The sequence below is a fragment of the Bacillus pfraonensis genome (genome assembly GCF_050768835.1).
Taxonomy (GTDB): Bacteria; Bacillota; Bacilli; order Bacillales; family Bacillaceae_G; genus Bacillus_A; species Bacillus_A pfraonensis.
Genome location: NZ_JAHCDO010000020.1, coordinates 26562 through 49639, shown reverse-complemented (window position 1 = coordinate 49639; position 23078 = coordinate 26562). Strand labels below are relative to the sequence as shown.

The following is a 23078-nucleotide window of genomic DNA, read 5'->3' as shown; positions in this document are numbered from 1 at the left end:
TTAAGCACGTTAGAGAATACACTTTGACGGTTAGATAAATAACCAACATTTCAGGAGGAATAGCAATGGCTATGAGCAATAATGATATATTAAAGAGAGTAAGATATGCTATGGATATAAAAGATATAGATATGGTGGAAATATTTAAACTTGGTGGCATGGAAGTAACGAAAGAAGAAGTAGTTGATATGCTTACAAAAGTAAAGAAAAGTCCACAACATGAGGCTGAAAATGCGGATGTAGTCGAAGAGGATTACGTATTAACATGCGATATGATGATGTTAGAGGCATTTTTAAATGGATTTATTACTTTAAAAAGAGGAAAACAAGATCCGAAACCAGGACAACCTGCGGCACCTTTACAGAGTAATGAAAGTGCCAATAATCTTCTTCTAAAGAAAATGAAAATAGCACTATTTTTAACGAGTGAGGATGTGCTTGCTATATTAGATAGCGTAGGAGTTAAGGTGACAAAAGGAGAGTTAGGCGCTCTATTAAGAAAGAAAGGCCATAAGAATTACAAAGAGTGCGGTGATAGATACGCAAGGAATTTCGTAAAGGGATTAGCTGTAAAGTATAGAGGATAAGTATTGTAACATTTATGGTGAAGCAGTAAATGATATAATAGATAGAGTAGGGTGTTTGTAACCTACTCTTTTTTATTTGTAAAAATAATATGAACAAATCCGCTATATAAATACGGATTGAAAAACCGACATAAAACCATTCCTTTTAGATGGGAGAGAGGATCCGCTCATAGGTAGAAGCGGTCAGTGCCTTTTTTCGCCCCATGCCATGTAAAAACAGAAGGAGAAAATGAGTGAAAGTCTCTTTCTGTTCTTCATAGCCACAATTTATATGTTAGAAAATCAAATTAGATATATATAGGTGATGAAATGGTACATACATATTTAGGTGAGACAATTCATTTTCATATAACTTATAAGAAGAAAAAATCAGTACGTCTTTATGTAGATTCGTACGGGAATGTGGAAGTACAAGCTCCAAAAGGAACGCCTGTTGAATACTTAGTCCAATTGTTAGAGGAGAAATGGGATTGGATTCAGAAAACACGTAAGGAAATGAAGGAGAGAATGCACGGGCCACAGGAGAAGGCTTATAATCAAGGCGAGAGCTTTTTATATTTAGGGAACACATATCCGATACAGATTTCTCAAGATGCAAGTATTGGGCAAGACAATGCAGTGTTTGAAGGGGATAAGCTGCATATATATGTGAAAGAGCTTGAGGATGAGAAAATAAAACAAGCTTTAAAACGATTTTATTACCAGCAGTGTAAAGCGTTAGTAGAGAAGAGTATAAAATCTTATCAAAGTAACTTTAAAATAAAGCCACGTTCCATCCGTATTTCAGATAGTAACCGTACATGGGGAACTTGTGATTCCAATCTACAATTAACGTTTAATTGGAAGCTGGCAATGGCACCGCCGAGGGTGATTGACTATGTAGTTGTTCATGAAATGTGCCATATGGTTCATTTAAATCATGATCGCTCTTTTTGGCGTCTTGTTGGGAAGATAATGCCTGATTATAAGGGAATGGAAAACTGGTTAGCGCTATCAAGTTGGAAGATGACGGTTTAGTAGTGACATCGTTGGAGCGATTACTATTACACTACAGTTTTAGTTTATAATTGCTTCTCCTCTTATAACTGAACTCACAAACATCCTAATGTATTGCCGCATACACTCTGGACATGTGGAGTGTGTGGCTTGTTAAAAATGAAGAATAGATATATGACTGTGAGTAAGAGCCTCTCCATGTGGATAGGCTCTTGTTGATTTTTGAAGAATCAGAAGGAATATATAGCTATATTTATTTTTCTTTCACGTTATCAAAGTGGTTAAAATTAAATTCATCAGCAAGAGTAAATGCTCGGAATCCATTTTAAAATACTGATTAATGATTATACATCACTAACACATTACAATAATTTTATAGGGAGTGGTTTGAGCTGGTATACTTTTGGTGGTAGCGCCATAGACAACAATTAGGTTTCGGTTTATAGGAATTCTGGTAAAGGGTTGCCCATTTATTAATAAAATTTGAGTATATGGGGAAATATTTAATCTTAATTGGCCATCGCTGCTCTCTAATTGGTTGTTAAAATAGTCTACTTTCACATTTCGATCCAGTGTATCTTTGGCCATAACAATTGCTCGAAATTGTGGAGGGTATATGAGGGGAACAGGCGCGTTTGCATCATAATATCCAGTTACCCTATCTCCTACTTCTACTATTACATTGTCAACAAAGTAAGTAGTAGGTGCTACTACGAAATTTACTAAAGTTCCAAATCCATTATCTACAGATATTAATTTGTAACAACCCGCTCCTGCCTCATTTTCTCCTATCGGAAAATCACTAATCATGGTTATGGTACCGTTAAAAGATTGGAATTTTATCATTCTTGTACCTCCATAGCTAATTAAACTCATACCTATATAGATTATGCATTTTTAAGGTTGTTGTGTTATTTATCAATTCTTTCTGGGTTCTTCTCTATTCTAGAACGCTAAGAAGAACCCTAATTTTAATCAGGGTTCTTTTTAGAAAAAGTGTAATTTTGCTTAATAGCTTAAGAAGGGCACCTCACCTTTCTTGTATTTGAAATAAACAAAATCAAGAAAAGTAATTGAATATTAGGGAGTAACGGCTATTGTCCTACTTTCCATACCGAATCCAATACTCTCCATCTTGTTCTTCCATCTTGTACCCATGATATCCATCTGCTAATAGCTCTTGCTGACCAGCTATATCCTGCATTGGAAGTGTTTCAATAGCTTTCCAGTCTTTCTTTTCATCTATCTTCAAGTCTTTAACGAAAATATAACGGATACGATCGTTATACTTTTCCTTCAGCGCCGCAATCTCCATCCCTTGCGCAAACTTATCTTTTAAACTTGGAATATTAAACGGCGCAACTGTACAACAAACGTAATCATATTTGCTGTCTGACTGTGTTAATTGTTCCATAATCACTTTTGCTAATATTTTTTGCATTCCATTACCACGGCACTTTGGATGAACATTTGAGATTTCTTGATAGATGACGCGGTCTAATTCTTCATGTGTTAAACCGATATCAAGCCCTAAATGTTCATCATCAATAGGCGGAGCTAAAAGAGCACGAAATGCAATCAGTTCTTGCTCTATAAATGCACCAATCATCATACCGTTACCATCTAGTATGTATTGAAATTCTTCGCGTGAGAGCGGTTGTAAGCTAGCTTTATTTTCTAATGCTTCAATTACAACATCCTGCAAAGATAAAATTTGCTCGATGTGCTCTAAAGATAATGGTGTAACTTGAAAGCTTTGCTCGTTTTGTTTTAATGTTCCTTCATAAAGAATGTTCATGTTGTAGTCCTCCTTTAGCGAACAACGTCTTGAAAGACTGTTAATTCATGTAGTATATTTTCATTCACATCAACACCTAATCCAGGCTTTTCCGTTAAGCGAATAAAAGGTACGTCATAGGAGAGATTGCCGACATCTTTCGTGAATTTTAACGGCCCTGTCAGTTCGACGCTTGTAATGATTTTTTTAGAAAAGGCAACATGGAATCCTGCCGAAGAAGCAACAGATGATTCAACCATGGAGCCAACTTGGCATTCAATGCCGGCCATTTCTGCTTGATGAGCGAGTTTAACAGCAGGATAGATGCCACCGCATTTCATTAGTTTAATGTTTACTTTATCAGCTGCTTGCATTTTGATAATTTGGCGCATTTCACGAGAATTTTTTAGTCCTTCGTCAATCATAAGCGGTATGTCTGTTTTGGAGCGAATATAAGCCATAGCATCAATATCGTCAGCTATAACAGGCTGTTCAATCCAATCGATGTTCAAATGTTTAAGTGAGCGCAAGGCAGTTAATGTATTTGCACTGTTTTTCCAGCCTTGGTTTACATCAACACGAATAGCAATATTACTTCCTACTCGTTCACGCACAGCTTCGATTCTTTCCACATCTTTTTTGACATCTGTCCCGACTTTCATTTTAAAAGATTGATAGCCTTTGTTCATCATGGAAGCAGCTTCTTCTGCCATATCTTCTGGAGAAGCGATGCTTAAAACATGAGTAATCGGAAACTCTTCATGATAACGACCACCGATTAATTGATATACAGGTTGCTTTAACTTTTTACCCATCACATCAAAACAAGCAATGTCAATCGCAGCTTTTGCAGTAGGGACGCCGTAAATGGTTTGATTCATGATGTCGTGTATTTTCTCAATATTCATTGGATTCATGCCAAGTAAGGCTGGCGCTAACGTATGTTTTAAAACATGAAAAGTACTTTCCCACGTTTCACTTGTAACGTGGTCATCGGCTACACCTTCACCATAGCCGACAATTCCTTCATCTGTTTCGATTTTTACAATAATTGAAGGCATATCATAATAAGTGCCGTAGCTAATAATAAATGGATCACGTAGTGGTAAACGAATTGCATAGAGATGGATTGCTGTAATTTTCATTGAATAGACCCCTTCCTGTTTACAATACTTTTGTACATTTGATATAGTGACGTTAAATAGTCGTTAAATAGTAATAAGGAGCTTGAGCAAATGGTGATAAAAATTGCAGTTATTGGTTCACATGATTTTATGCAACAACTTTTACCTGTTGCCCACAGAATGGAAGATATAGAGATTGAACCTTATATTTATGCTCTTCCAAAAGAATCTCCAGAAATTATTCAGCATTTAAATCCATGTGATGTTATCTTTTTTTCTGGTGCTTTACCCTATTATATTTCAAAAGAAATAAGAGAACAAATGCCAATTCCAAGCGTTTACTTGCAGCAAGATGAAATGGCGTTTGCGACATCTTTACTTTCCGTTTTATATCATCAAAACATTCGTCCAGAGCGCATTTCAATTGACTTAGTGGATTCTTCTTTTGTTACAAATGTTTTTCATGATATTGGTATAAAGAATACTCCGCATGTTATGGGTTATCAAGACATGTTTCCTAAGATGATTGAAATAAACGAAATTGTTACCTTTCATTATTCTAAATATCAATCGGGATTAATCGATTTAGCACTAACGAGTGTTCATGCTGTCTATGATGAGCTTATAGAACGTGGTGTTCCTGCAGAGCGAATGCTCGATCCGACAAAATCGATGATACAAGGGTTACAAGATGCAAAAGCAAAGGCACAGTTAGCAAAAAGTAATTCAGCAACTGTAGCAGTTTGTTTCGTATCATTCTCGTCAGAACATCATATGCCAATTGAACATCTCAACATGTTTGCTCGTGGAATTCACGGTTCATTTCGACAAGTAGATAAAACTTCATATGTTTTGTATACAACACGTGGTGATATTGAAGGGTTTATTAACACAAGTTCTTTCCAAACTTTATTTAACAATTCGAAAGATCCTATAGCGCTTGGATTCGGCTACGGAAGCACAGTGAGAGAAGCAGAGCAACATGCTAAAATTGCTCAAGGTTTCGCAGCTAATCATCCAATAGAGAGTTGCTGTTATATTTTGACGGATGAAAAAGAGCTGCTGGGTCCTTTTCCAAAAGAAAAAAAAGTACATAGCCTTAAAAATGATCATCCTGAGCTATTAAAGATAGCGAAAGAAACAAAGCTTAGCCCGGCAAACTTATCAAAAATTATTCAATTTAGTAAATCGCGTTCATCGCTCCAATTTACAGCAGCGGATCTTTCGGACTACTTACAAGTAACAAGACGAACAACAGAACGTATTTTAAAAAAATTAGTTGATTACGGATATGCAAATATTTGCGGCGAGGAAATGCCTTATCAACAAGGACGTCCCCGCGCTATTTATGAGTTAAAGATTCCTATCTACTCGTTTTATCCGGCTACGAAAGAGCAGTGACTAGGCTTCTAAAGTTGTTTCTTGCTCCTTTTGCAGTTGTAGTTTCTCAGTTTCGGAAAGTTTTGTAATTGTAAAACCTGTGAATCCATACAAAATAGAAATGATAGGTACAATGAAATTTAATATAGCATAAGGGGCGTATTCAAATGCACCTACTCCAAGAGTTGCGAGAATAAATACACCACATGTATTCCAAGGTACAAAGACGGAAGTTAAGGTTCCGCCATCTTCTAAAGCTCTGGATAGGTTTTTTGAATGAAGTCCTTTTTCTTTATAGGCATTTGCATACATTCGAGAAGGAACGACGATAGAAATATATTGTTCTGAACAAGTGAGATTCGTAGCAAAGCAAGAAAGGATTGTAGAAGATATAAGTCCTTTCGCTGATTTAGCAAGTTTTAAAATTTGGTTTACAATGACTCGAAGGATACCGGTATGTTCTAGGACCCCTCCGAAAGTCATAGCGACAATGGTCATGGAAACGGTATTCATCATAGAATCTAAACCACCACGGTTAAATAAATCATCAACTAGTTTGTTTCCAGTTTCGATGACAAAACCATTTTGTAAAGCGCTGACGGAGTCTGAAACAGAACTACCTTGAACAAAAACTTGGGATAAGAACCCTAAAATAATGCCGACAAGAATAGCTGGAATAGCCGGTACCTTTTTCGCAACTAACACCATAACAATTAATGGAATAACTAATAAGAAAGGTGAAATAACGAAACTATCTTGTAATACGTTTAATGTTTTTTCGATACCTTTTGTATCAATCGTATTTGCACCAAAGTTTCTGCCTAAGAATGCATAGACAAGTAGAGTAATAATTAACCCTGGAATCGTTGTAAAAAGCATATGGCGAATATGGACAAATAAATCGGTATTTGTTAAACCGGATGCTAAGTTTGTTGTATCTGAAAGAGGAGACATTTTATCGCCAAAATAAGAGCCAGAAATAATCGCACCAGCAACCATTGGAGCAGGAATACCCATACTAATTCCAATTCCCATACCAGCAACGCCGATGGTTCCCATTGTTGACCATGAACTTCCAATCGCCAATGCAACAATGACACAAATAACTGTAATGGAAACTAAAAATAGAGAAGATGTTAAAAGTTTTAAACCATAATAGATCATCGTTGCAACAATCCCGCCGCCAATCCAAGCGCCAATTGTTAGACCGACAAGAATAATAATGACGATAGCTGGGAGTGCAAGACGAATCCCTTTATACATTGCTTCTTCAATTTCTTTCCACGTATAGCCAAAACGCCAGGCAACAAGCGATGCAACTGTTGTCCCAATAATAAGCGGAACATGTGGACTTTGTTTTAGCACTACAATTGTAATCATCATGACAACGATTGTAATAATTATTGGAATGATAGCTATACCAAAGGACATTTCTTTTTTCATATTTTACCTCCTAATGTATATTTGTTTAATAATTTTAAATTGTCGCAAAATGGACGTTTATTATGGTTATAATAAACGTATTTTCTTACACTCGTCAATGTAAAAGGTTTACAATTTACTGAAAATTCAGTTATAAATAAGGGGAAATACATATTTTTTTGCACCTTAAAAAAGGAGTTATTTTATTATTAAGAAGAGTAATTTGACATCCGAATGAATATTCAATATATTTTTAAAAACATTAGTATTAGAAAAAACTATTTTATTTATAGAGTTTAGGGAAGGAGAACAAAAATTGAAAACAATAGAGCTGCAAGAGCGTTTAACTGAAATTTTTCAGCATTTACACGAAAACCCTGAAGTAAGTTGGAAGGAATATGAGACAACAGCTTATATTACTAAATTTCTAGAAGAAGAAGGAATTTCATATAAAGTATTTGATGATTGTCCTGGGGTGATAGCCGAAATCGGAATGGGAAAACCGGTTATTGCAATTCGTGCCGATATGGATGCACTGTGGCAAGAGGTAGATGGGGAATTTAAGGCGAATCATTCCTGCGGTCACGATGCTCATATGACAATTGCGATGGGGCTTATTTTACAGTTGAAAAATGTCAATTGGGAAAGCGGAACAGTTAGATTTATTTTCCAACCTGCAGAAGAAAAAGGGAACGGCGCTTTAAAGATGGTGGAGAAAGGGGCTGTTGACGACGCTGATTTCTTATTCGGTGTTCATTTACGCCCAATTGAGGAATTACCTTTAAAAAAAGCAGCACCATCTATCCGTCATGGAGCAGCAGGGTTCTTAGAAGTGAATATACATGGGGATGATGCGCACGGTGCAAGACCACATCAAGGTGTGAATGCGATTGACGTCATTTCCATGATTAATATCGGATTAAAAAATCTATGGCTATCGCCGCAAAAATCATACTCTGTTAAAATGACGAAATGCCAAGCTGGTGGAGACAATTTAAATATTATTCCAGGGAATGGACAATTCGCTTTAGACGTAAGAGCTGAGAATAATATATTGCTAGAAGAGTTAATGAAAAAGATAGAGCATGTCATTCAGTCGGCTGAATCAATGGGAACGAAGATTTCTTATGAATGGGTTGATATTGCACCTGGAGCAGAGGTATCGGAAGAGGCAGAACAACTTATGCGTAAAGGGATTCTTGAAATATACGGTGAAGAAGGTTGCACACCGCCACTTTATACAACAGGGAGTGATGACTTTCATTACTATACAGTGAAAAGACCGCATGTAAAAGCTGTTATGTTAGGGTTAGGGGCCAATTTAAAACCAGGGTTACATCACCCTTATATGAAGTTTGATCACGCTTGTATCATGGATGGGGTAGAAATATTGAAGCAAACTGTGTTAAAAGCTTTAAAATAAAAACCTGATTTTATCAGGCTTTCTAGAGTATCAGGAAACGAGTACCGACAGATTTTTTGTCGGTATTTGTTGTTTGAGCGATATCCTTTGTCGAATGGCCGATATATTGTGAGAAATGGTCAATATATTTGAAAAAACGCTGATAAAATTTCATTTACCCATTCTTGTTTTCCTTCACAACCTGAAAGGCCTGATTTTATCAGGCTTTTTTCTGTGGTGTATAATAAAAAGTATTATTTCTTAAATGGGAGCAAACCAATGAACGAACAATATTATGATGCGGTATTCAATATAAAAACAGTAGGAGAACAAAAAGGATTCAATAAATCTTTACATTACCATCGCTATGAACCAACACCATATAGCGGGCTAGAAGAACTGTTGAATCAATATGAAATAAGTAGTAACGATCGGATCATAGATTTTGGGTGCGGAAAAGGGCGGTTAAACTTTTATATTCATCATAAGTGCGGTGCTTCAGCAGTGGGAATTGAAATGAATGAAGAGTTCTATAAAGAAGCGATGGAAAATCGTGAACGTTACGCGAGAAAGGTGAAAAATAGTAAAGATAAAATTGGGTTTCAATGTTGTTTAGCGCAAGAATATGAGATTAATCCGCGTGACAATCGATTTTATTTCTTTAATCCATTTTCTGTGCAAGTGTTTATGAACGTAGTGAATAACATTTTGCTTTCGGTAGAAGCGGTGGAGAGGGATGTTGATCTCATCTTATATTACCCTTCAGAAGATTATATTTTCTTCTTAGAGAATCAAACTGCATTTGAGCTGAAAAAGGAAGTTAGATTGCCGGGGGCTTATGAGAAAAATGGGAATGAAAGGTTTTTAATTTATAGATTAGGATCGTAAAATAGAAGTTGGAAGAAGAATATATTTATCAATATTTGTCGTTAAGTCGATATTCCTTGTCGAATCGCTGATATATTGAAAAAATCGCCGATATAATTGAAGAAACGATCGATATATTTGAATTATCGCTGATATAATTTTATTTACTATTTGATAAACTCAAAAAAGCAGGTGCCAAAGGCACCTGCTTTTTTAAAATCCACGTCCGTTTTATTAGTTACGGATTAAGTAATCAAATGCACCTAAAGCTGCATTCGCACCTGATCCCATAGAAATAATGATTTGTTTGTATGGATTATTTGTACAGTCACCTGCAGCAAACACTCCTGGTACGTTTGTAGCGCCGTGCTTGTCTGTTACAATCTCACCGCGAACACGTTCAACAGTGTCGCCTAACCAATCTGTGTTTGGCACAAGACCGATTTGAACGAATACACCTTGTAATTCAACGTGGTGAACTTCTTCAGTTTCACGATCGATGTAAGAAATACCGTTTACTTTGTCAGTACCAGTAATTTCTTTCGTTTGAACGTTTTTCAGAACAGTTACGTTAGGTAAGCTGTTAAGACGTTCTTGTAATACAGCGTCAGCTTTTAATTCTGGCATGAACTCAAGAACAGTTACGTGATTAACGATACCCGCTAAGTCGATAGCTGCTTCAATACCAGAGTTACCGCCGCCGATAACTGCTACATCTTTTCCAGTGAATAATGGACCATCACAGTGCGGGCAGTATGCTACACCTTTGTTTTTGAACTCAGCTTCGCCTGGTACGCCAACATTACGCCAGCGAGCACCTGTTGAAACGATTACGCTCTTACTTTTCAGAATAGCGCCGTTTTCAAGTTCCACTTCAATAAGTTCTTTTTTCTCTAAACGTTTCGCACGTTGTAGATTCATTACATCGATGTCGTATTCTTTTACGTGCTCTTCAAGGCTTGCTACTAGCTTAGGACCTTCAGTGCGTTTTACGCTGATGAAGTTCTCAATGCCCATAGTATCCATTACTTGACCACCGAAGCGCTCAGCAACGATACCAGTGCGGATGCCTTTACGTGCCGCATAAATTGCTGCACTTGCACCAGCTGGGCCGCCACCAACAACAAGAACATCGTACGGATCTTTATCAGAAAGCTCTGATGCATCTGGACCGTTACCCATTTTAGCTAAAATTTCTTCAAGTGTCATACGACCGCTTCCGAAAGATTCACCATTTAGGTAAACAGTTGGTACTGCCATGATATCTTTACTTTCTACTTCCTCTTTGAATGCAGCGCCGTCAATCATAGTATGTGTAATACCAGAGTTTAGAACGCTCATTACGTTAAGAGCTTGTACAACATCAGGGCAGTTATGACAACTTAGGCTGATATAAGATTCAAAATGATATTCGCCTTGAATGTTTTTTATTTGATCGATTAATTTTTGTTCAACTTTTGGAGCACGTCCACTAACTTGTAGTAAAGCTAACACTAATGAAGTAAATTCGTGTCCTAATGGAATACCAGCGAATACTACACCAGTGTCTTCATCAGGGCGATTTACGCTAAAGCTTGGTGTTCTCTCTAGTTCAACTTTTTCTACTGTAATCTTAGATGACATAGTAGCTAATTCGTCTACTAGAGATAGCATATCTTTAGATATGTTATCGTCTCCTGCGCTAACTTTAAGTAAGATATCGTTCTCCATTAACTGAAGGTATTGGGATAGTTGTGTTTTTATATCTGCATCTAGTATCATTTTGATCGAACTCCTTAAATTTTGCCTACAAGGTCAAGGCTTGGCTTAAGTGTTGCAGAACCTTCTTGCCATTTAGCTGGGCAAACTTCACCTGGATTGTTGCGAACGTATTGTGCTGCTTTAATTTTGTTAACAAGAATGCTTGCATCGCGGCCGATACCGTCTGCATTGATTTCCATAGATTGGATAACGCCGTCTGGGTCAATGATGAATGTACCACGAGCAGCAAGACCTTCTTCTTCAACTAATACATTGAAGTTGCTAGTGATTGTGCGAGTTGGGTCACCAATCATAATGTATTCGATTTTGCCGATAGTTTCTGAGCTATCATGCCATGCTTTATGTGTGAAGTGAGTGTCTGTAGATACAGAGTATACTTCAACGCCTAGTTCTTTTAAAGTTGCGTATTGGTTTTGTAAATCTTCAAGTTCAGTTGGGCATACGAATGTGAAGTCTGCTGGGTAGAAGCAAACTACGCTCCATTTGCCTTTGAAACTTTCATCAGTAACTTGGATAAACTCTCCATTATGGTAAGCATTCGCTTTAAACGGTTTTACTTCTGTGCCGATTAATAACATATTACAATTCCTCCTAAATGTGGGTTTTAAGCAACATAAATTAGCTTGCTCATAAAATAAAGTTTTTAATTAACTATAATAATTCTAATTCGATATTTATTATCATATAAAATTGTTTATTTTGTCAAGGGGAATGTACAACTTTATTGAAAAGAATTATCAATTGATTTGAAGATGTAAGGTTTTTTCCCTTGAAATGGATGAACTACTGGTAAAATCTATTGTTTCCTTTAACTCTATTATAGTAGAAGGTACGATGAATAACTCGAATTATAATTTGAATATTATTTGAAATTTCAAGTCATTCTTTTTAAGTGAGGTCATTCCATAAAAAATACTTTTGTATAGGTAAATAAAGCGACTATGTATATTAAAAACCGATTGGTGAAAATAATCAGTAGAGGATGAAGAAAAAGCACTGATTAAAGTTTTATCATTTTAACTGAGAAGCCCTTTCTCTAAACAAGGTATAGGTGGGGGAGGAATTTTCGATAGGTGGTCGCTTACATGTTTTTTGTACGCGATTTTGATCCTATACGATATAATAAATATGGAAATATAAGGGGAGGAGAGCGTATATGGCAACCACAAAAGAGGGTGTACATGTAAAAGGAACAAAAAAGTCACTGCCGGATGGGTGGGCTACCTATGCCTTTCGATACGCTATTTTCCCCTCGCAAGAACAAGCAACGAGATTAGAAAGGGCGTTCGGATGTGAACGAAAAGTGTATAACGAATACGTTGCTGGTTTGTATGAATATCTAGAATCTATCGCTTTTGAATGTGGGTTCATTCGCTATAAGGTTCCGAATTACACAACGATTACCGCCAAATACGATTATTTAGATAGAAGTAACGATTCTTTTGTGTATAATGACGCAAAATGAGATTTCAGGCAGCCATTAAAAAATATAATGAGACATATGCAAAACGCCCTGTACAATACAAAAAAGCAGTGCGAAAAAAGATGAAAACAATCGGATATGTTCCCACATTAAAAGACATCAAAGGTATGCCTCAATTCCACAGTAGAAAACAAGGGAAATTCAGCTATACGACGAACCAAACAAATGGAAATATTAAAATTACGCAAGTGAATGGTTCTTATTTGTTATGTATTCCAAAGTTCCAGGAAGGTATTTCGATTCATCTCCACCGAGAATTACCAATTGACGGAATCATCAAAAAAGCAACCATTAAGAGAGAAGGGACAAACTACATTGTTTCTCTTTCTGTTGATTGGTTTTGTCCACATGAAAAACAGGTAGAATTAATTACTTCTGAAGAAGTAATTGGATTAGATTATAGTCAAAGTGAATTGTATGTAGACAGTGAAGGACGAACAGCGCAGTATAGCCGATACAATAAACTCATCGAAAAACGACAACGAAGAATGAACAAATCTTTAGCGCGCAAATGGAGATGATCAGTTTCGTCTAGAAGTAGCAAAACGTAAATTTTCATTTATGACGAATGCGCAGGCTTTACTTCATGGTGATTTACATACTGGTTCTGTATTTGTAAGAAAAGACTCTACCAAGGTGATTGATCCAGAGTTTGCTTTCTATGGCCCGATGGGATATAACGTTGGGAATGTGATGGCAAATTTAATGTTTGCTTGGGTAAATGCTGATGTGGCAAATGAAATTGGAACACTTGGTGTATCCGTTTTAGCAAAATACTATAACATCCCATTTTATGTCGCAGCACCAACGCCGACAATTGACTTAAAAACGCCAACAGGTAAGGAAATCCCAATTGAAGAGCGAGATGCTTCTGAGGTCATTAATCGATTTGGACAATATTCAGCTCCAAAAGAAAGTAAAGTATATAATCCAGCGTTTGATGTAACACCACATGAAAACATAACGGCAATTATTACGGAAAAGGGAATTGTTAGGGCTCCGCTTACTGAGAACTTAAGAAAGCTATTTTAGTCATTATGAAATATATAAGTGCAAATTGAAAACATAATATAAGACCCTTCTTTTTTGCGCGGAAAATCATTATCGGTCAAGGGTCCTTCTTTAAAACAGTATTTAGCGGCAATTTATATTGATAAGGCTTTTATTTCCAGTAAAGCGCTGAGCTTCCATGAAGGTTTGACAGATACGTCTATCGATGAAGGGGAAGCGAAGCAAGCGATGCTTAGCAAATCGAGTGAAGTCATTGTTTTAGCGGATCATACGAAACTCGGAAAGATTGCCTTTTATGAAGTGTGTAATAAACAGTGCATTACAAAAATTATTACAGATGAGCTTGTACCGCTGACACTACTGCAACAAGAATGTATTAACAACTATAAAGAATATGGGACACCAATTATTTTAGCAAACTAATCATCAAAAGGTTCACATCAAGGGGGATGTATATATGTTACTACAAAAAGAAAGAGAAGAGATTGTAGCGTATGGAAAGAAAATGATCACTAGCGGATTAACAAAGGGAACTGGTGGTAATATTAGTATCTTTAATCGTGAGCAAGGTCTTGTTGCGATAAGCCCAAGTGGCTTGGATTATTTTGAAACAATGCCTGAAGATGTAGTTATATTGAATTTAGATGGCGAGATTGTAGAAGGTGAAAGAAAGCCTTCTAGTGAACTAGATATGCATCTTATTTATTATAGAAAGCGTGAGGATATCAATGCGCTTGTGCACACTCATTCGCCTTATGCAAAAACAATTGCATCATTAGGATGGGAACTTCCAGCAGTATCTTATTTAATTGCTTTCGCAGGACCGAATGTACGCTGTGCACCTTATGAAACATTTGGAACAGAAGAATTAGCTGAGGCAGCTTTTGAAGGCATGATTGACCGTCGTGCAGTCTTACTTGCGAATCATGGTTTAATGGCTGGTGGGAACAATATAAAAATGGCGTTTACTGTTGCGGAGGAAATTGAGTTTTGCGCACAAATTTACTATCAAACGAAGTGTATTGGAGAGCCGAATTTGTTGCCAGAGGAAGAAATGGCAACATTGGCGAAAAAGTTTGATGGGTATGGTCAACAGTAAGATGAATGAATAGAAAAATCCCTTGAGAGTAATTACATTCTCAAGGGATTTTTTCTATTTCTTCAATAATAGATACATAAAATAAGGAGCCCCAATCAAAGCAACCATAATCCCCGCAGGAATTCCACTTGGTTCTACAATATGACGACCAATTGTATCTGCAAGTAATAATAGCCATCCGCCGATTAATATAGCGACAGGGATAAATAGTTGATGCCTTGGCCCAACTAAAGATTTTGCGATATGAGGGGCCATGAGTCCAATAAAGGCGATTCCTCCTGTGACCGAAACGGCAGAAGCTGCTAATGCGACGGCAGCTATGAGAAGCAAGCGGCGTTCTTTTTCAAGTGCGACACCAACACCGATTGCTACATGCTCGTTTAAGGCAAGGAGATTTAATCGATTTGCTTTATAGAAAGTAAATGGAATGAGTACGGCTAACCACGGAAGGAGTGCTAACACAAAAACCCAGTCATCTCCCCAAATGTTTCCCGCAATCCACTTTGCGATAAAGTCTACTTTTGCACGTTCAGCAGATGAAATAAGGACAATCATCGTTCCAGAAAGAGCAAATGAAAATCCAATTCCTGTTAGTGTCAGTCTTATCGGCTGAAGTCCAGCTGTTTTACTATATGAAAATATGTAAATGAGACAAGCTGTAAGAAAGGCACCAATAAATCCAACGATTGGTAAGAGGTAAACAAATGAACCTGCGTCGATTGGAAAATATAAAAAGAAAAGGGCAACCGCAACGCCAGCCCCTGAATTAATACCGATAATACCAGGTTCGGCTAAATCATTACGCGTTATGCCTTGCAGTATAGCCCCTGATAAGGCAAGTGCCATACCAGCTAATAGTGTAATTACAATTCGCGGTAATCGAAGAGAAAATAAAATAAATTCTTCTTTAAATGTACCTTGGCCCAAAAGTGTAGGTAGCAGTCTATCATAAGATAGTGAGGCTGCTCCTAGGCCCATTCCAATCGCGATGGTTGTTGCAATAAGCATCAGTAAGGCAAGCACGATTACTCGTTGTTTTTTAGCTTGTTGAATCATGAGAACGATCTGCCTCCTTTACGTACGATGAATAGGAAGAATGGTAAGCCTACGATTGCGATAATGGCAGCGATTGGTGTTTCATATGGAGCGTTAATTGTGCGTCCAAGTGTATCCGCTAATAGCATAAAAGAAGCACCAGCAAGAGCAGACATCGGTATAACAAATCGATAGTCAGGTCCGACAATAGGGCGGACCATATGAGGTACCATTAAGCCTATGAATGCCATATTCCCCACAAGTGCAACAGAAGCACCAGCAAGTAAAATGATAACGATAAAAAGAATGATTTTAATGACGATAATTTTTTGACCTAATCCGACGGCTACTTCTTCGCTCAGGCTAAGAATGGTCAATTTCTTTGAAAATAAGATTGCAATGAATATGCTAACTGAAATAATTGGAACAACGACTTGTAATTGACTCCATGATGTTCCGATTACACCCCCAGCAGTCCACATAGATACGTCTTGTGAGATTTTAAAGTAAATCCCGACTCCCTCTGAAACAGCGATTAAGAATGCAGAAACAGCAGCACCAGCTAGTACAATTCGAAGAGGTGAAAGTCCACCTTTTTTCACCATACCAATTCCGAAAACCATAATGGCTCCGACAGCAGCTCCGACAAAGCAAGCAATCATCATATAAAAATAATTTACGGAAGGGATAAATGCAATTGTAATTGCGAGTGCAGCATTCGCACCGCCAGTTAGCCCGAGTAGCCCTGGATCAGCGAGCGGGTTTCGCGTGATGCCTTGCATAATCGCACCAGAAACAGCGAGTCCAGCTCCAACAAAAATGGCTGCAATTTCACGTGGCAAGCGGAGTTCACGGATGAGGGAGAATTTTTCTCCACTAACATTGGAAGTCAGCGCTATCCATACATCCTTTATAGTGGTATCTGCTGCGCCAAATACCATGGCAATCATAAATATAATAAAGAACATAATGATTCCTAAAATGAGTTTGTATACAAAGGAAGTGGAACGTAGATTGTCTTTTGTCATTAGTTTCACATCTTTTCTTTTCATAGAATAAAGGAAGAGGAATCCTTTAAATAAGAATTCCTCATTGTTGTTATATTATTTACCAAGAAAGCTTTTCTTGAAGAAATCTAATTGGAAATCTAATGTAATTGGATCATTAAAGTAGAATTCTTTCGCGTTTACTTCAAAAGCTTTATTGTTTTTCACAGCTGGAATGTTTTTGTACGATTCTGTTTCTTGGAATGAATTATTCGTATCGTTGTTTTTACTTATAATTAAGTAATCTCCAGCATACTCAGGTAGAACCTCAGCAGATAATGCGTAGTAGCCATCTTTTAGGGCTTTTTCTTTTACTTTTTCAGGCATTTTTAATTTCATTTCTTGATAAAGAATTTCTGTTCCGCGGCCCCAGTTATCGCCGAATACATAAATTTGTTTGTCAAAGTTTTCGATAACAGAAACAGTTGTATCTTCACCAATTTTTGCTCTAATATCTTTTCCAGCAGCTTGCGCACGTTTTTTGAAGTCATCAACCCAAGCTTTTGCTTCTTTTTCTTTATTTAGTAGTTTACCGATTTCTAAATGTTGTGTTAAGTAGTCTACTTTTCCATATTTGAATGTTACAGTAGGAGCGATTTTCTTTAACTTATCAATATTTTTAATGTTTGATAAACCAATGATTAAATCTGGATTTAATTCGATAATTTTTTCAACATTTTCATCAGATACTTCTGTAACATCTTTTAATTTATTCTCAAAACGTGGATTCATTTTAGACCATGAATCTACACCAACAAGATTTACACCTAGGGACATTACGTTACCTGCGAATGATGATAGTACAACAACGCGTTTTGGATTTGCAGGAACTTCAACTTTCCCGTTTTCAGATTGGTATGTAATTGTTTCTGATTTGCTTCCCTTTGCAGTTGAATCGTTTTTCTTATCTGTCGAGCCGTTGCTACAAGCACTCATAACGAGCACGAATAGAACTGTAAGTGAAATGAATAATTTTTTCATTTTTCTTCTCCTTTTATAAAGTGTATGTAATGTATAGCTTTCTAACAAGGTAGGTGTCTCATAATTAATTGTGCCCACAAATCTTGATATTGAGATTTTTTATCATAAAATAGTTGAGTAGTCTATAAATAAGTGAAGCGTTATTTTCTCTTCCAATTTTGTTAATCGCTTACATATTGATAATGATTATCAATATTAACTCTTTAAATAATATAATTTTATCTTTTTGTCTTGTCAATAGTAATTTTGATTGTAAATTTAACGGAAAAAAGGTATATTTTATTGAGAATGATAATCATTTAAAAGAATGGTCGAGGAGTGAACACAAATGAATCCAGAAGAATTATTTGATGTGACCGTGATTGGAGGAGGTCCGGCAGGGCTTTACTCAGCGTTTTATAGTGGACTAAGAGAAATGAAAACAAAAATAATTGAATTTCAGCCACAGTTAGGTGGAAAAATACATGTTTATCCCGAGAAAATGATTTGGGATATCGGGGGATTGCCACCGGTTACTGGAGCAAGGTTAATTGAGCAGCTTGTAGAGCAAGGGTTAACATTTCATCCAGAAGTAGTATTAAATGAAAAAGTAGAATCAATTACTAAGAATCCAGAGGGGATTTTTGTGTTAATCACTTCCTCTGGTCAAAAACATTTTTCAAAAACAGTCATTGTAGCTACTGGAAGCGGCATATTAAAACCGCAAAAGCTAGCAATTGAAGGTGCAGAGAGATTTGAAGTATCAAATTTAAATTATACTGTAAAATCTTTAAAACAATTTAAAGATAAGACTGTTATCGTCTCAGGTGGTGGGAATTCTGCGATAGATTGGGCAAATGAATTAGAGCCAATTGCGAAAAAGGTTTATTTAACATATAGAAAAGATGCTTTAGCTGGTCATGAAGCACAAGTTACTCAGCTTATGAATAGCTCAGTTTCCTGCATCTTTCATACATCGATTACGAAATTAATTGCAGGCGAAAATCATGAAGCGATTGAACGTGTGGAACTGACTAATCACGAAACAGGAGAGGTTTCCTATTTACCAATTGATGAAGTAATCATTAATCACGGTTATGAACGTGATATGAAGTTATTGGAAAATAGCGATTTAAATGTTGAAATTGCTGATGATTATTTTATTGCTGGGAGTACGAATAGTGAATCTTCAATAGAAGGATTATATGCTGCTGGAGATATTTTAAAGCATGAAGGGAAATTGCATTTAATTGCGGGTGCTTTCCAAGATGCTGGAAATGCTGTAAATAAAGCAAAACAATTTATTCAGCCAGATGCGAGTGAATATGGAATGGTATCATCACATAATGATGTATTTAAACAGCGTAATAGGGAGCTTATTAAGCAAATGATGAAATAGAAGAAAAAACAGAGGGGAAACGAGTGTAAATCTCATATATCTTTTTTATAGCAGATATATGAAAGATGTTTCAATTACTTTTGATAACAAATAAACACCCAGTCACTTTCCTATCTTTATTAAGAAAGGAAGGAGGCTGGGTGTTTATCTGTTTACTATGTTTTTTATCATTTGTATTACACCGGTTTCTTCAGGTCACGCCTTTTACGTGTATTTTGAAAGAAGAGAATACAGAGACGTGAACATTTTATTTGTAAAATTTTTTTATCTCTTTTTAGAGATAAGGAAAATTACGCTGTTCCTTGTGTGTACTGATCAGGAAATTGTTTGTTTTGTACAGAAGAAATGTATTGTTTTCCATGTTTTCTAGCAACAGATTCTAATATGTGACGTACACGTTTTGTAAGTTGCCCTTTGCTTTGGAATGCTTCGCAGTATGCATCATAGTAAGCATATTTAGCCCAGAGAAAATCACCTTGCTTGAATAAGAAATGATTTTGATACCATTCTCCAATGGTATTATAGTTTACGTCTTCATTTGCAGTCTTTGTTTGCTCAATAATTCTTTTTGGTAAAGCTTTAGAAAGTTGAGCGGCAGTGTTTGTTGTTTCCGCTTGTAATGATTGCTCTAACATTGTAATGATGTGACGAGTTGCCATATGTTAACTCTCCTTTTTGTAAATGGATAAATGCCATCTATATTTTTTGAATACTCACTATATTATTATACAATATATGGAATGCATCTACCTGCTTTTTGATTTGTATTTACAAAATCTTTTTATTTTGTTTACAAAATTGTCCTATAATGAAGTAAGATGAATGCTGTATATGAAAAAATAATAAGGGAATGAAACCATTGTATATAACGATAAAAGAAGCAGCGGAATATTTAAATCTTCCTGAATCTTACATTGAAGAATTAGTTCAACAAAAACGAATTCGAGCTTTGTATGACGGTGAGCAATATTTGCTGAATAAAGAACAGTTCAACACACATTTAGAGCAAATGGAAAAATATAAGCAGTTAGTAGAAGAAATATTAAATGAGCCAATTCCAGAGGATATGGATGTAAAAGACGAAGATTAAATTTCTTGGGTTTATAGCGTCGTATTCTATGAAAAATTATACAGAACCAGTTTTATAAATACCGTTTCAAGAGCTGTAGGATAAGCATCTTGAAACGGTATTTTTTATGATGAAATAATAAAGTTTTTTGTATAAGATGGAGGACTAATATCAGGATGGGCATTGATAGAAGCCATGTTAGTCTTTTATACATAAGGGGTATATGTACTCCCGTGTTAAAAACATATTTTTGTATAATGAGACAATCGTAGAGAACGTAACCTGTATAGATACATATACTATCAGTGCAAACGACTTATAAGAAACTGAAAGGAGTTTTCTCATGAGCATCATTAGTAATGACTTGCTGTATGAATTGATTGGAGAAAGTGTTAGAGTGAATCGAGGTGGACGAGAGTCCCAAAAAGGTACAGTGGTCGCAGTGTATTTGGATTATTTCATTTTATTAAGTGAAAACAAAATGTTTTACTATTATCAACTTCAACATCTAAAAAGTATTACAAAGAATGCAAAAGACGTTGCTGCAGATATTGGAGTTTTACCAATATTTGCAGAAGGTGAAGATTTTCAAGATTTACTACAAATTTTAAAGCATCGTTGGGTAAAAATTAATTGTGGTGGTCTAGAAAAAAATGAAGGAATTCTACAAGATGTTTCTTCTGAATATGTGACATTAATTGTAAAAGAGGAAATTGTACAGATTCCACATTTTCATATTAAAAATGTAACTTATGACATACAGGCACTAGAAGATGAAATATATGGCTATCAAGACTATCAGTCAAATAACTAATAATCCAATCAAAATATAATATATGTTCCATATTCAAAAAGTAAGGGGAACAAGATAATCAAGTGGATAATCGAGGCAAATAGTAATAAAGCAAAAGGAGGGATAAAATTGGAAAATATATTACCTGAAAATCAAATAGAAAGCTGGGTTTATCAAAGCGTAAAAGTAAATCTTGGAGGACCAGAAAGCTATACGGGTGTTTTGTTAGAGGTAGGCGATGATTATCTCATTTTACAAGGAAATACGGGAGAAGTCATTTATTATCAACGGCAGCATGTAAAGGGTGTTGTGAAAAAGAAAAAAGAGATAGAATTAAGTCCTTATTTTATTGAGCAATATTATGTGGATGGTACCTCGTTTCAAGAGATACTAGGTAGCCTTAAGTATAAATGGGTCAAAATCAATCGTGGAGGACTAGAAAGTGTAGAAGGGGTATTAAGTGAAGTAAATGAAGAGTACATTACAGTAATAAACCGTGATGAAATAATCTACGTTATTAATTTTTACATTAAAAACGTGAATCAAATCGTTCAAACTCATAAAGATGAAGAAGAGTAATGTATTAGTAAGAAGAGGAAAATATTTTTCGTTGAATTGCTATTATTTTACTATAGTTTAGATGTCCCCTCTGCTATTTATGCTGGTGGACAGAGATTATTGTGTCGTTCTGCATACATGCTTTCCCCTTAGTATTCTTTTTTAGCTACATGTGAATGAGAGAAAGAGAGGGAGCCACTCTTTGAAGAAGGGAGGATACAGATGAATGAACTAAGCAAAAATATTGGAGAATATATCTATGTTACATTAATTGGTGATAAAAGGTTTAAAGGAATATTAATTGATGTGGGCAATGATATTGTTGTTATTTATGATGGAAAAGATCATATCTATATTTCCTTATATCATATTCAGTATTATAAATTTATGGCGAGTTTTGTGGCCGAAATACAAAGAACAGAAATGGATTCTATCATGAAAAGCGAGTCGCCGTCCATTTCCCTACGAAAAGTCTTGAGCACAGCTAAAGGGATTTTTACAGAGGTTTATGTGGCGGGTGATCACTCTATCCATGGTTATGTTACAGGTGTTATGAATGACTATTTAGTATTCTATAGTCCCGTTTATAAAATAGTATATATTTCTTTAAAACATCTAAAATGGTTAATCCCCTATCAAGAAAATCAAATTCCGTACTCCCTCAGTAAAAATGAACTTCCAGTTAATCCATTAAATATTACAATAGCTAGAACATTTGAAGAACAGCTAATCAAAATGTCAGGAAAAATGATGGTGTTTGATTTAGGAGAACATGCAAATAAAATTGGGAAGATGACGAAAATTGAAGATAGTCATATTGAGTTAGTTAAGGCGCGTGATGAAAAAATATATTTAAATATTAAACATGTAAAATCGGTTCATTTTCCGTAAGGAGTTAAGAAGGCTTGCTTTTTCTTTTATATATGTAGAAGAAAAGGTCGAGCCTATTTTTATCCCACTATTTGCGGGCAGTAAGAACCAAGCCTCAAGAGTCAGCGAAAGCATTGTCCAGCTCTAGCGGCTAGAATCTCCGGTCGTTTAGCCCCATCGGACGAGGTAAAAAGCGCCTCTCTGCCTAGGGCGCGGGCGTCCTGCGATTTTGAGCGAGCTGCTTCCGCTTTTCTAAAGAAGTTAGGAGGTGAATCAACTACCTGTAAAAGCCTGATTGGCGAGGGCTGATAATCGATCAGTGGGGGGATGAAGAAAAAGCCCACTGATTAACGTTTCACCTTATGTCGTTTTTTAATTTAGATCTATAATAGCTATTTCATATGGGACGATGTATTATGAAATTTATATGACGTAATAA

At 36.1% G+C, this 23078-nt stretch carries 24 protein-coding genes and 1 pseudogene; 15 read left to right on the top strand and 10 right to left on the bottom strand.

Annotated elements, in window-relative coordinates:
* Window positions 1–65: 65 nt before the first annotated feature.
* Window positions 66–587: a YehS family protein gene (locus KFD70_RS19740; RefSeq protein ID WP_336453217.1), complete on the top strand. Its 522-nt coding sequence runs from the start codon at window positions 66–68 to the stop codon at window positions 585–587.
* A 309-nt stretch (window positions 588–896) separates the two neighbouring features.
* A complete protein-coding gene (locus KFD70_RS19735) occupies window positions 897–1604 on the top strand; it encodes a M48 family metallopeptidase (protein WP_336453218.1) in 708 nt (235 codons plus the stop codon).
* A 333-nt stretch (window positions 1605–1937) separates the two neighbouring features.
* Here the strand turns inward: KFD70_RS19735 and KFD70_RS19730 are convergent, their stop codons facing one another.
* The 3 genes from KFD70_RS19730 to KFD70_RS19720 form a co-directional block, all read right to left on the bottom strand.
* Window positions 1938–2429, bottom strand: a complete 492-nt coding sequence (locus tag KFD70_RS19730; RefSeq protein ID WP_336453219.1) for a hypothetical protein — start codon at window positions 2427–2429, stop codon at window positions 1938–1940.
* Between the two features lie 256 nt (window positions 2430–2685).
* On the bottom strand, window positions 2686–3381 hold the full coding sequence (locus tag KFD70_RS19725) for a GNAT family N-acetyltransferase (RefSeq protein WP_336453220.1): 696 nt from the start codon (window positions 3379–3381) through the stop codon (window positions 2686–2688).
* A 14-nt stretch (window positions 3382–3395) separates the two neighbouring features.
* Complete coding sequence (locus KFD70_RS19720; RefSeq protein WP_336453221.1) at window positions 3396–4505, bottom strand: mandelate racemase/muconate lactonizing enzyme family protein; 1110 nt, start codon at window positions 4503–4505, stop codon at window positions 3396–3398.
* Between the two features lie 90 nt (window positions 4506–4595).
* Between KFD70_RS19720 and KFD70_RS19715 the strand changes: the two genes are divergently transcribed.
* Window positions 4596–5885, top strand: a complete 1290-nt coding sequence (locus KFD70_RS19715) for a transcriptional regulator (protein WP_336453222.1) — start codon at window positions 4596–4598, stop codon at window positions 5883–5885.
* Here KFD70_RS19715 and nhaC read toward each other — a convergent pair whose 3' ends face one another.
* A complete protein-coding gene (gene nhaC, locus KFD70_RS19710) occupies window positions 5886–7307 on the bottom strand; it encodes a Na+/H+ antiporter NhaC (RefSeq protein WP_336453223.1) in 1422 nt (473 codons plus the stop codon). It lies immediately after the preceding gene.
* 295 nt (window positions 7308–7602) lie between these two features.
* Between nhaC and KFD70_RS19705 the strand changes: the two genes are divergently transcribed.
* On the top strand, window positions 7603–8709 hold the full coding sequence (locus tag KFD70_RS19705) for a M20 peptidase aminoacylase family protein (RefSeq protein ID WP_336453224.1): 1107 nt from the start codon (window positions 7603–7605) through the stop codon (window positions 8707–8709).
* 258 nt (window positions 8710–8967) lie between these two features.
* Complete coding sequence (locus KFD70_RS19700) at window positions 8968–9576, top strand: SAM-dependent methyltransferase (RefSeq protein WP_336453225.1); 609 nt, start codon at window positions 8968–8970, stop codon at window positions 9574–9576.
* 213 nt (window positions 9577–9789) lie between these two features.
* Here KFD70_RS19700 and ahpF read toward each other — a convergent pair whose 3' ends face one another.
* Together ahpF and ahpC are read right to left on the bottom strand one after the other, a co-directional pair.
* A complete protein-coding gene (gene ahpF / locus KFD70_RS19695; RefSeq protein ID WP_336453226.1) occupies window positions 9790–11316 on the bottom strand; it encodes an alkyl hydroperoxide reductase subunit F in 1527 nt (508 codons plus the stop codon).
* 14 nt (window positions 11317–11330) lie between these two features.
* Entirely contained in the window at window positions 11331–11894 is a 564-nt protein-coding gene (ahpC, locus tag KFD70_RS19690; protein WP_336453227.1) for an alkyl hydroperoxide reductase subunit C, read from the bottom strand.
* 578 nt (window positions 11895–12472) lie between these two features.
* Between ahpC and KFD70_RS19685 the strand changes: the two genes are divergently transcribed.
* The 5 genes and pseudogenes from KFD70_RS19685 (at window position 12473) to KFD70_RS19665 (ending at window position 14909) form a co-directional block, all read left to right on the top strand.
* On the top strand, window positions 12473–12781 hold the full coding sequence (locus KFD70_RS19685; protein ID WP_336453228.1) for a helix-turn-helix domain-containing protein: 309 nt from the start codon (window positions 12473–12475) through the stop codon (window positions 12779–12781).
* Entirely contained in the window at window positions 12778–13320 is a 543-nt protein-coding gene (locus KFD70_RS19680; RefSeq protein WP_336453229.1) for a hypothetical protein, read from the top strand. Before KFD70_RS19685 ends, KFD70_RS19680 begins: the two co-directional genes overlap by 4 nt.
* Window positions 13316–13831 (top strand): annotated as a pseudogene (locus KFD70_RS19675) (phosphotransferase); the annotation flags it as partial. The gene KFD70_RS19680 and the pseudogene KFD70_RS19675, both read left to right, overlap by 5 nt.
* 54 nt (window positions 13832–13885) lie before the next feature.
* Window positions 13886–14233, top strand: a complete 348-nt coding sequence (locus KFD70_RS19670; RefSeq protein WP_336453230.1) for a DeoR/GlpR family DNA-binding transcription regulator — start codon at window positions 13886–13888, stop codon at window positions 14231–14233.
* 34 nt (window positions 14234–14267) lie between these two features.
* Window positions 14268–14909 (top strand): L-fuculose-phosphate aldolase, encoded by a 642-nt coding sequence (locus KFD70_RS19665; RefSeq protein ID WP_336453231.1) that lies wholly within the window; start codon window positions 14268–14270, stop codon window positions 14907–14909.
* 54 nt (window positions 14910–14963) lie between these two features.
* On the opposite strand, the gene KFD70_RS19660 is transcribed toward KFD70_RS19665, so the two are convergent.
* Genes KFD70_RS19660 through KFD70_RS19650 form a run of 3 tightly spaced genes read right to left on the bottom strand, consistent with a single transcriptional unit; the run spans window position 14964 to window position 17971 of the window.
* Window positions 14964–15965 carry a FecCD family ABC transporter permease gene (locus tag KFD70_RS19660; RefSeq protein WP_336453232.1) on the bottom strand — a complete coding sequence of 334 codons (1002 nt, stop codon included), beginning with the start codon at window positions 15963–15965 and terminating at the stop codon, window positions 14964–14966.
* Window positions 15962–16996, bottom strand: coding sequence for a FecCD family ABC transporter permease (locus KFD70_RS19655; RefSeq protein ID WP_336453233.1), 1035 nt, complete (start codon window positions 16994–16996; stop codon window positions 15962–15964). The genes KFD70_RS19660 and KFD70_RS19655 overlap by 4 nt, the downstream gene beginning before the upstream one ends.
* 51 nt (window positions 16997–17047) lie before the next feature.
* Window positions 17048–17971, bottom strand: a complete 924-nt coding sequence (locus KFD70_RS19650; protein WP_336453234.1) for an iron-hydroxamate ABC transporter substrate-binding protein — start codon at window positions 17969–17971, stop codon at window positions 17048–17050.
* A 328-nt stretch (window positions 17972–18299) separates the two neighbouring features.
* Between KFD70_RS19650 and KFD70_RS19645 the strand changes: the two genes are divergently transcribed.
* Window positions 18300–19349, top strand: coding sequence for an NAD(P)/FAD-dependent oxidoreductase (locus KFD70_RS19645; protein ID WP_336453235.1), 1050 nt, complete (start codon window positions 18300–18302; stop codon window positions 19347–19349).
* A 290-nt stretch (window positions 19350–19639) separates the two neighbouring features.
* Here KFD70_RS19645 and KFD70_RS19640 read toward each other — a convergent pair whose 3' ends face one another.
* Window positions 19640–20008: a hypothetical protein gene (locus KFD70_RS19640; protein ID WP_336453236.1), complete on the bottom strand. Its 369-nt coding sequence runs from the start codon at window positions 20006–20008 to the stop codon at window positions 19640–19642.
* Between the two features lie 191 nt (window positions 20009–20199).
* Here KFD70_RS19640 and KFD70_RS19635 point away from each other — a divergent pair, with 191 nt between their 5' ends.
* The 4 genes from KFD70_RS19635 to KFD70_RS19620 all read left to right on the top strand — a co-directional run bounded on the left by KFD70_RS19635 (window position 20200) and on the right by KFD70_RS19620 (window position 22660).
* Window positions 20200–20439 (top strand): helix-turn-helix domain-containing protein, encoded by a 240-nt coding sequence (locus KFD70_RS19635; protein WP_336453237.1) that lies wholly within the window; start codon window positions 20200–20202, stop codon window positions 20437–20439.
* A 322-nt stretch (window positions 20440–20761) separates the two neighbouring features.
* Window positions 20762–21232: a spore coat protein gene (locus KFD70_RS19630; RefSeq protein WP_336453238.1), complete on the top strand. Its 471-nt coding sequence runs from the start codon at window positions 20762–20764 to the stop codon at window positions 21230–21232.
* Window positions 21233–21340: 108 nt separating this feature from the next.
* Window positions 21341–21790: a spore coat protein gene (locus tag KFD70_RS19625; RefSeq protein ID WP_336453239.1), complete on the top strand. Its 450-nt coding sequence runs from the start codon at window positions 21341–21343 to the stop codon at window positions 21788–21790.
* Window positions 21791–21991: 201 nt separating this feature from the next.
* Complete coding sequence (locus KFD70_RS19620; protein ID WP_336453240.1) at window positions 21992–22660, top strand: DUF2642 domain-containing protein; 669 nt, start codon at window positions 21992–21994, stop codon at window positions 22658–22660.
* Window positions 22661–23078: the final 418 nt, after the last annotated feature.

What these genes read in the sequence shown, in the direction of transcription:
- KFD70_RS19680 (WP_336453229.1), top strand. Translation starts at nt 12,778, where the DNA reads ATGAGATTTCAGGCAGCCATTAAAAAATATAATGAGACATATGCAAAA.
- KFD70_RS19665 (WP_336453231.1), top strand. Translation starts at nt 14,268, where the DNA reads ATGTTACTACAAAAAGAAAGAGAAGAGATTGTAGCGTATGGAAAGAAA.
- ahpC (WP_336453227.1), bottom strand. Translation starts at nt 11,894, where the DNA reads ATGTTATTAATCGGCACAGAAGTAAAACCGTTTAAAGCGAATGCTTAC.
- KFD70_RS19730 (WP_336453219.1), bottom strand. Translation starts at nt 2,429, where the DNA reads ATGATAAAATTCCAATCTTTTAACGGTACCATAACCATGATTAGTGAT.
- KFD70_RS19655 (WP_336453233.1), bottom strand. Translation starts at nt 16,996, where the DNA reads ATGAAAAGAAAAGATGTGAAACTAATGACAAAAGACAATCTACGTTCC.
- ahpF (WP_336453226.1), bottom strand. Translation starts at nt 11,316, where the DNA reads ATGATACTAGATGCAGATATAAAAACACAACTATCCCAATACCTTCAG.
- KFD70_RS19720 (WP_336453221.1), bottom strand. Translation starts at nt 4,505, where the DNA reads ATGAAAATTACAGCAATCCATCTCTATGCAATTCGTTTACCACTACGT.
- KFD70_RS19700 (WP_336453225.1), top strand. Translation starts at nt 8,968, where the DNA reads ATGAACGAACAATATTATGATGCGGTATTCAATATAAAAACAGTAGGA.
- KFD70_RS19635 (WP_336453237.1), top strand. Translation starts at nt 20,200, where the DNA reads ATGAAACCATTGTATATAACGATAAAAGAAGCAGCGGAATATTTAAAT.
- KFD70_RS19715 (WP_336453222.1), top strand. Translation starts at nt 4,596, where the DNA reads ATGGTGATAAAAATTGCAGTTATTGGTTCACATGATTTTATGCAACAA.
- KFD70_RS19640 (WP_336453236.1), bottom strand. Translation starts at nt 20,008, where the DNA reads ATGGCAACTCGTCACATCATTACAATGTTAGAGCAATCATTACAAGCG.
- KFD70_RS19650 (WP_336453234.1), bottom strand. Translation starts at nt 17,971, where the DNA reads ATGAAAAAATTATTCATTTCACTTACAGTTCTATTCGTGCTCGTTATG.
- KFD70_RS19725 (WP_336453220.1), bottom strand. Translation starts at nt 3,381, where the DNA reads ATGAACATTCTTTATGAAGGAACATTAAAACAAAACGAGCAAAGCTTT.
- KFD70_RS19685 (WP_336453228.1), top strand. Translation starts at nt 12,473, where the DNA reads ATGGCAACCACAAAAGAGGGTGTACATGTAAAAGGAACAAAAAAGTCA.
- KFD70_RS19645 (WP_336453235.1), top strand. Translation starts at nt 18,300, where the DNA reads ATGAATCCAGAAGAATTATTTGATGTGACCGTGATTGGAGGAGGTCCG.
- KFD70_RS19740 (WP_336453217.1), top strand. Translation starts at nt 66, where the DNA reads ATGGCTATGAGCAATAATGATATATTAAAGAGAGTAAGATATGCTATG.
- KFD70_RS19735 (WP_336453218.1), top strand. Translation starts at nt 897, where the DNA reads ATGGTACATACATATTTAGGTGAGACAATTCATTTTCATATAACTTAT.
- KFD70_RS19630 (WP_336453238.1), top strand. Translation starts at nt 20,762, where the DNA reads ATGAGCATCATTAGTAATGACTTGCTGTATGAATTGATTGGAGAAAGT.
- KFD70_RS19660 (WP_336453232.1), bottom strand. Translation starts at nt 15,965, where the DNA reads ATGATTCAACAAGCTAAAAAACAACGAGTAATCGTGCTTGCCTTACTG.
- nhaC (WP_336453223.1), bottom strand. Translation starts at nt 7,307, where the DNA reads ATGAAAAAAGAAATGTCCTTTGGTATAGCTATCATTCCAATAATTATT.
- KFD70_RS19620 (WP_336453240.1), top strand. Translation starts at nt 21,992, where the DNA reads ATGAATGAACTAAGCAAAAATATTGGAGAATATATCTATGTTACATTA.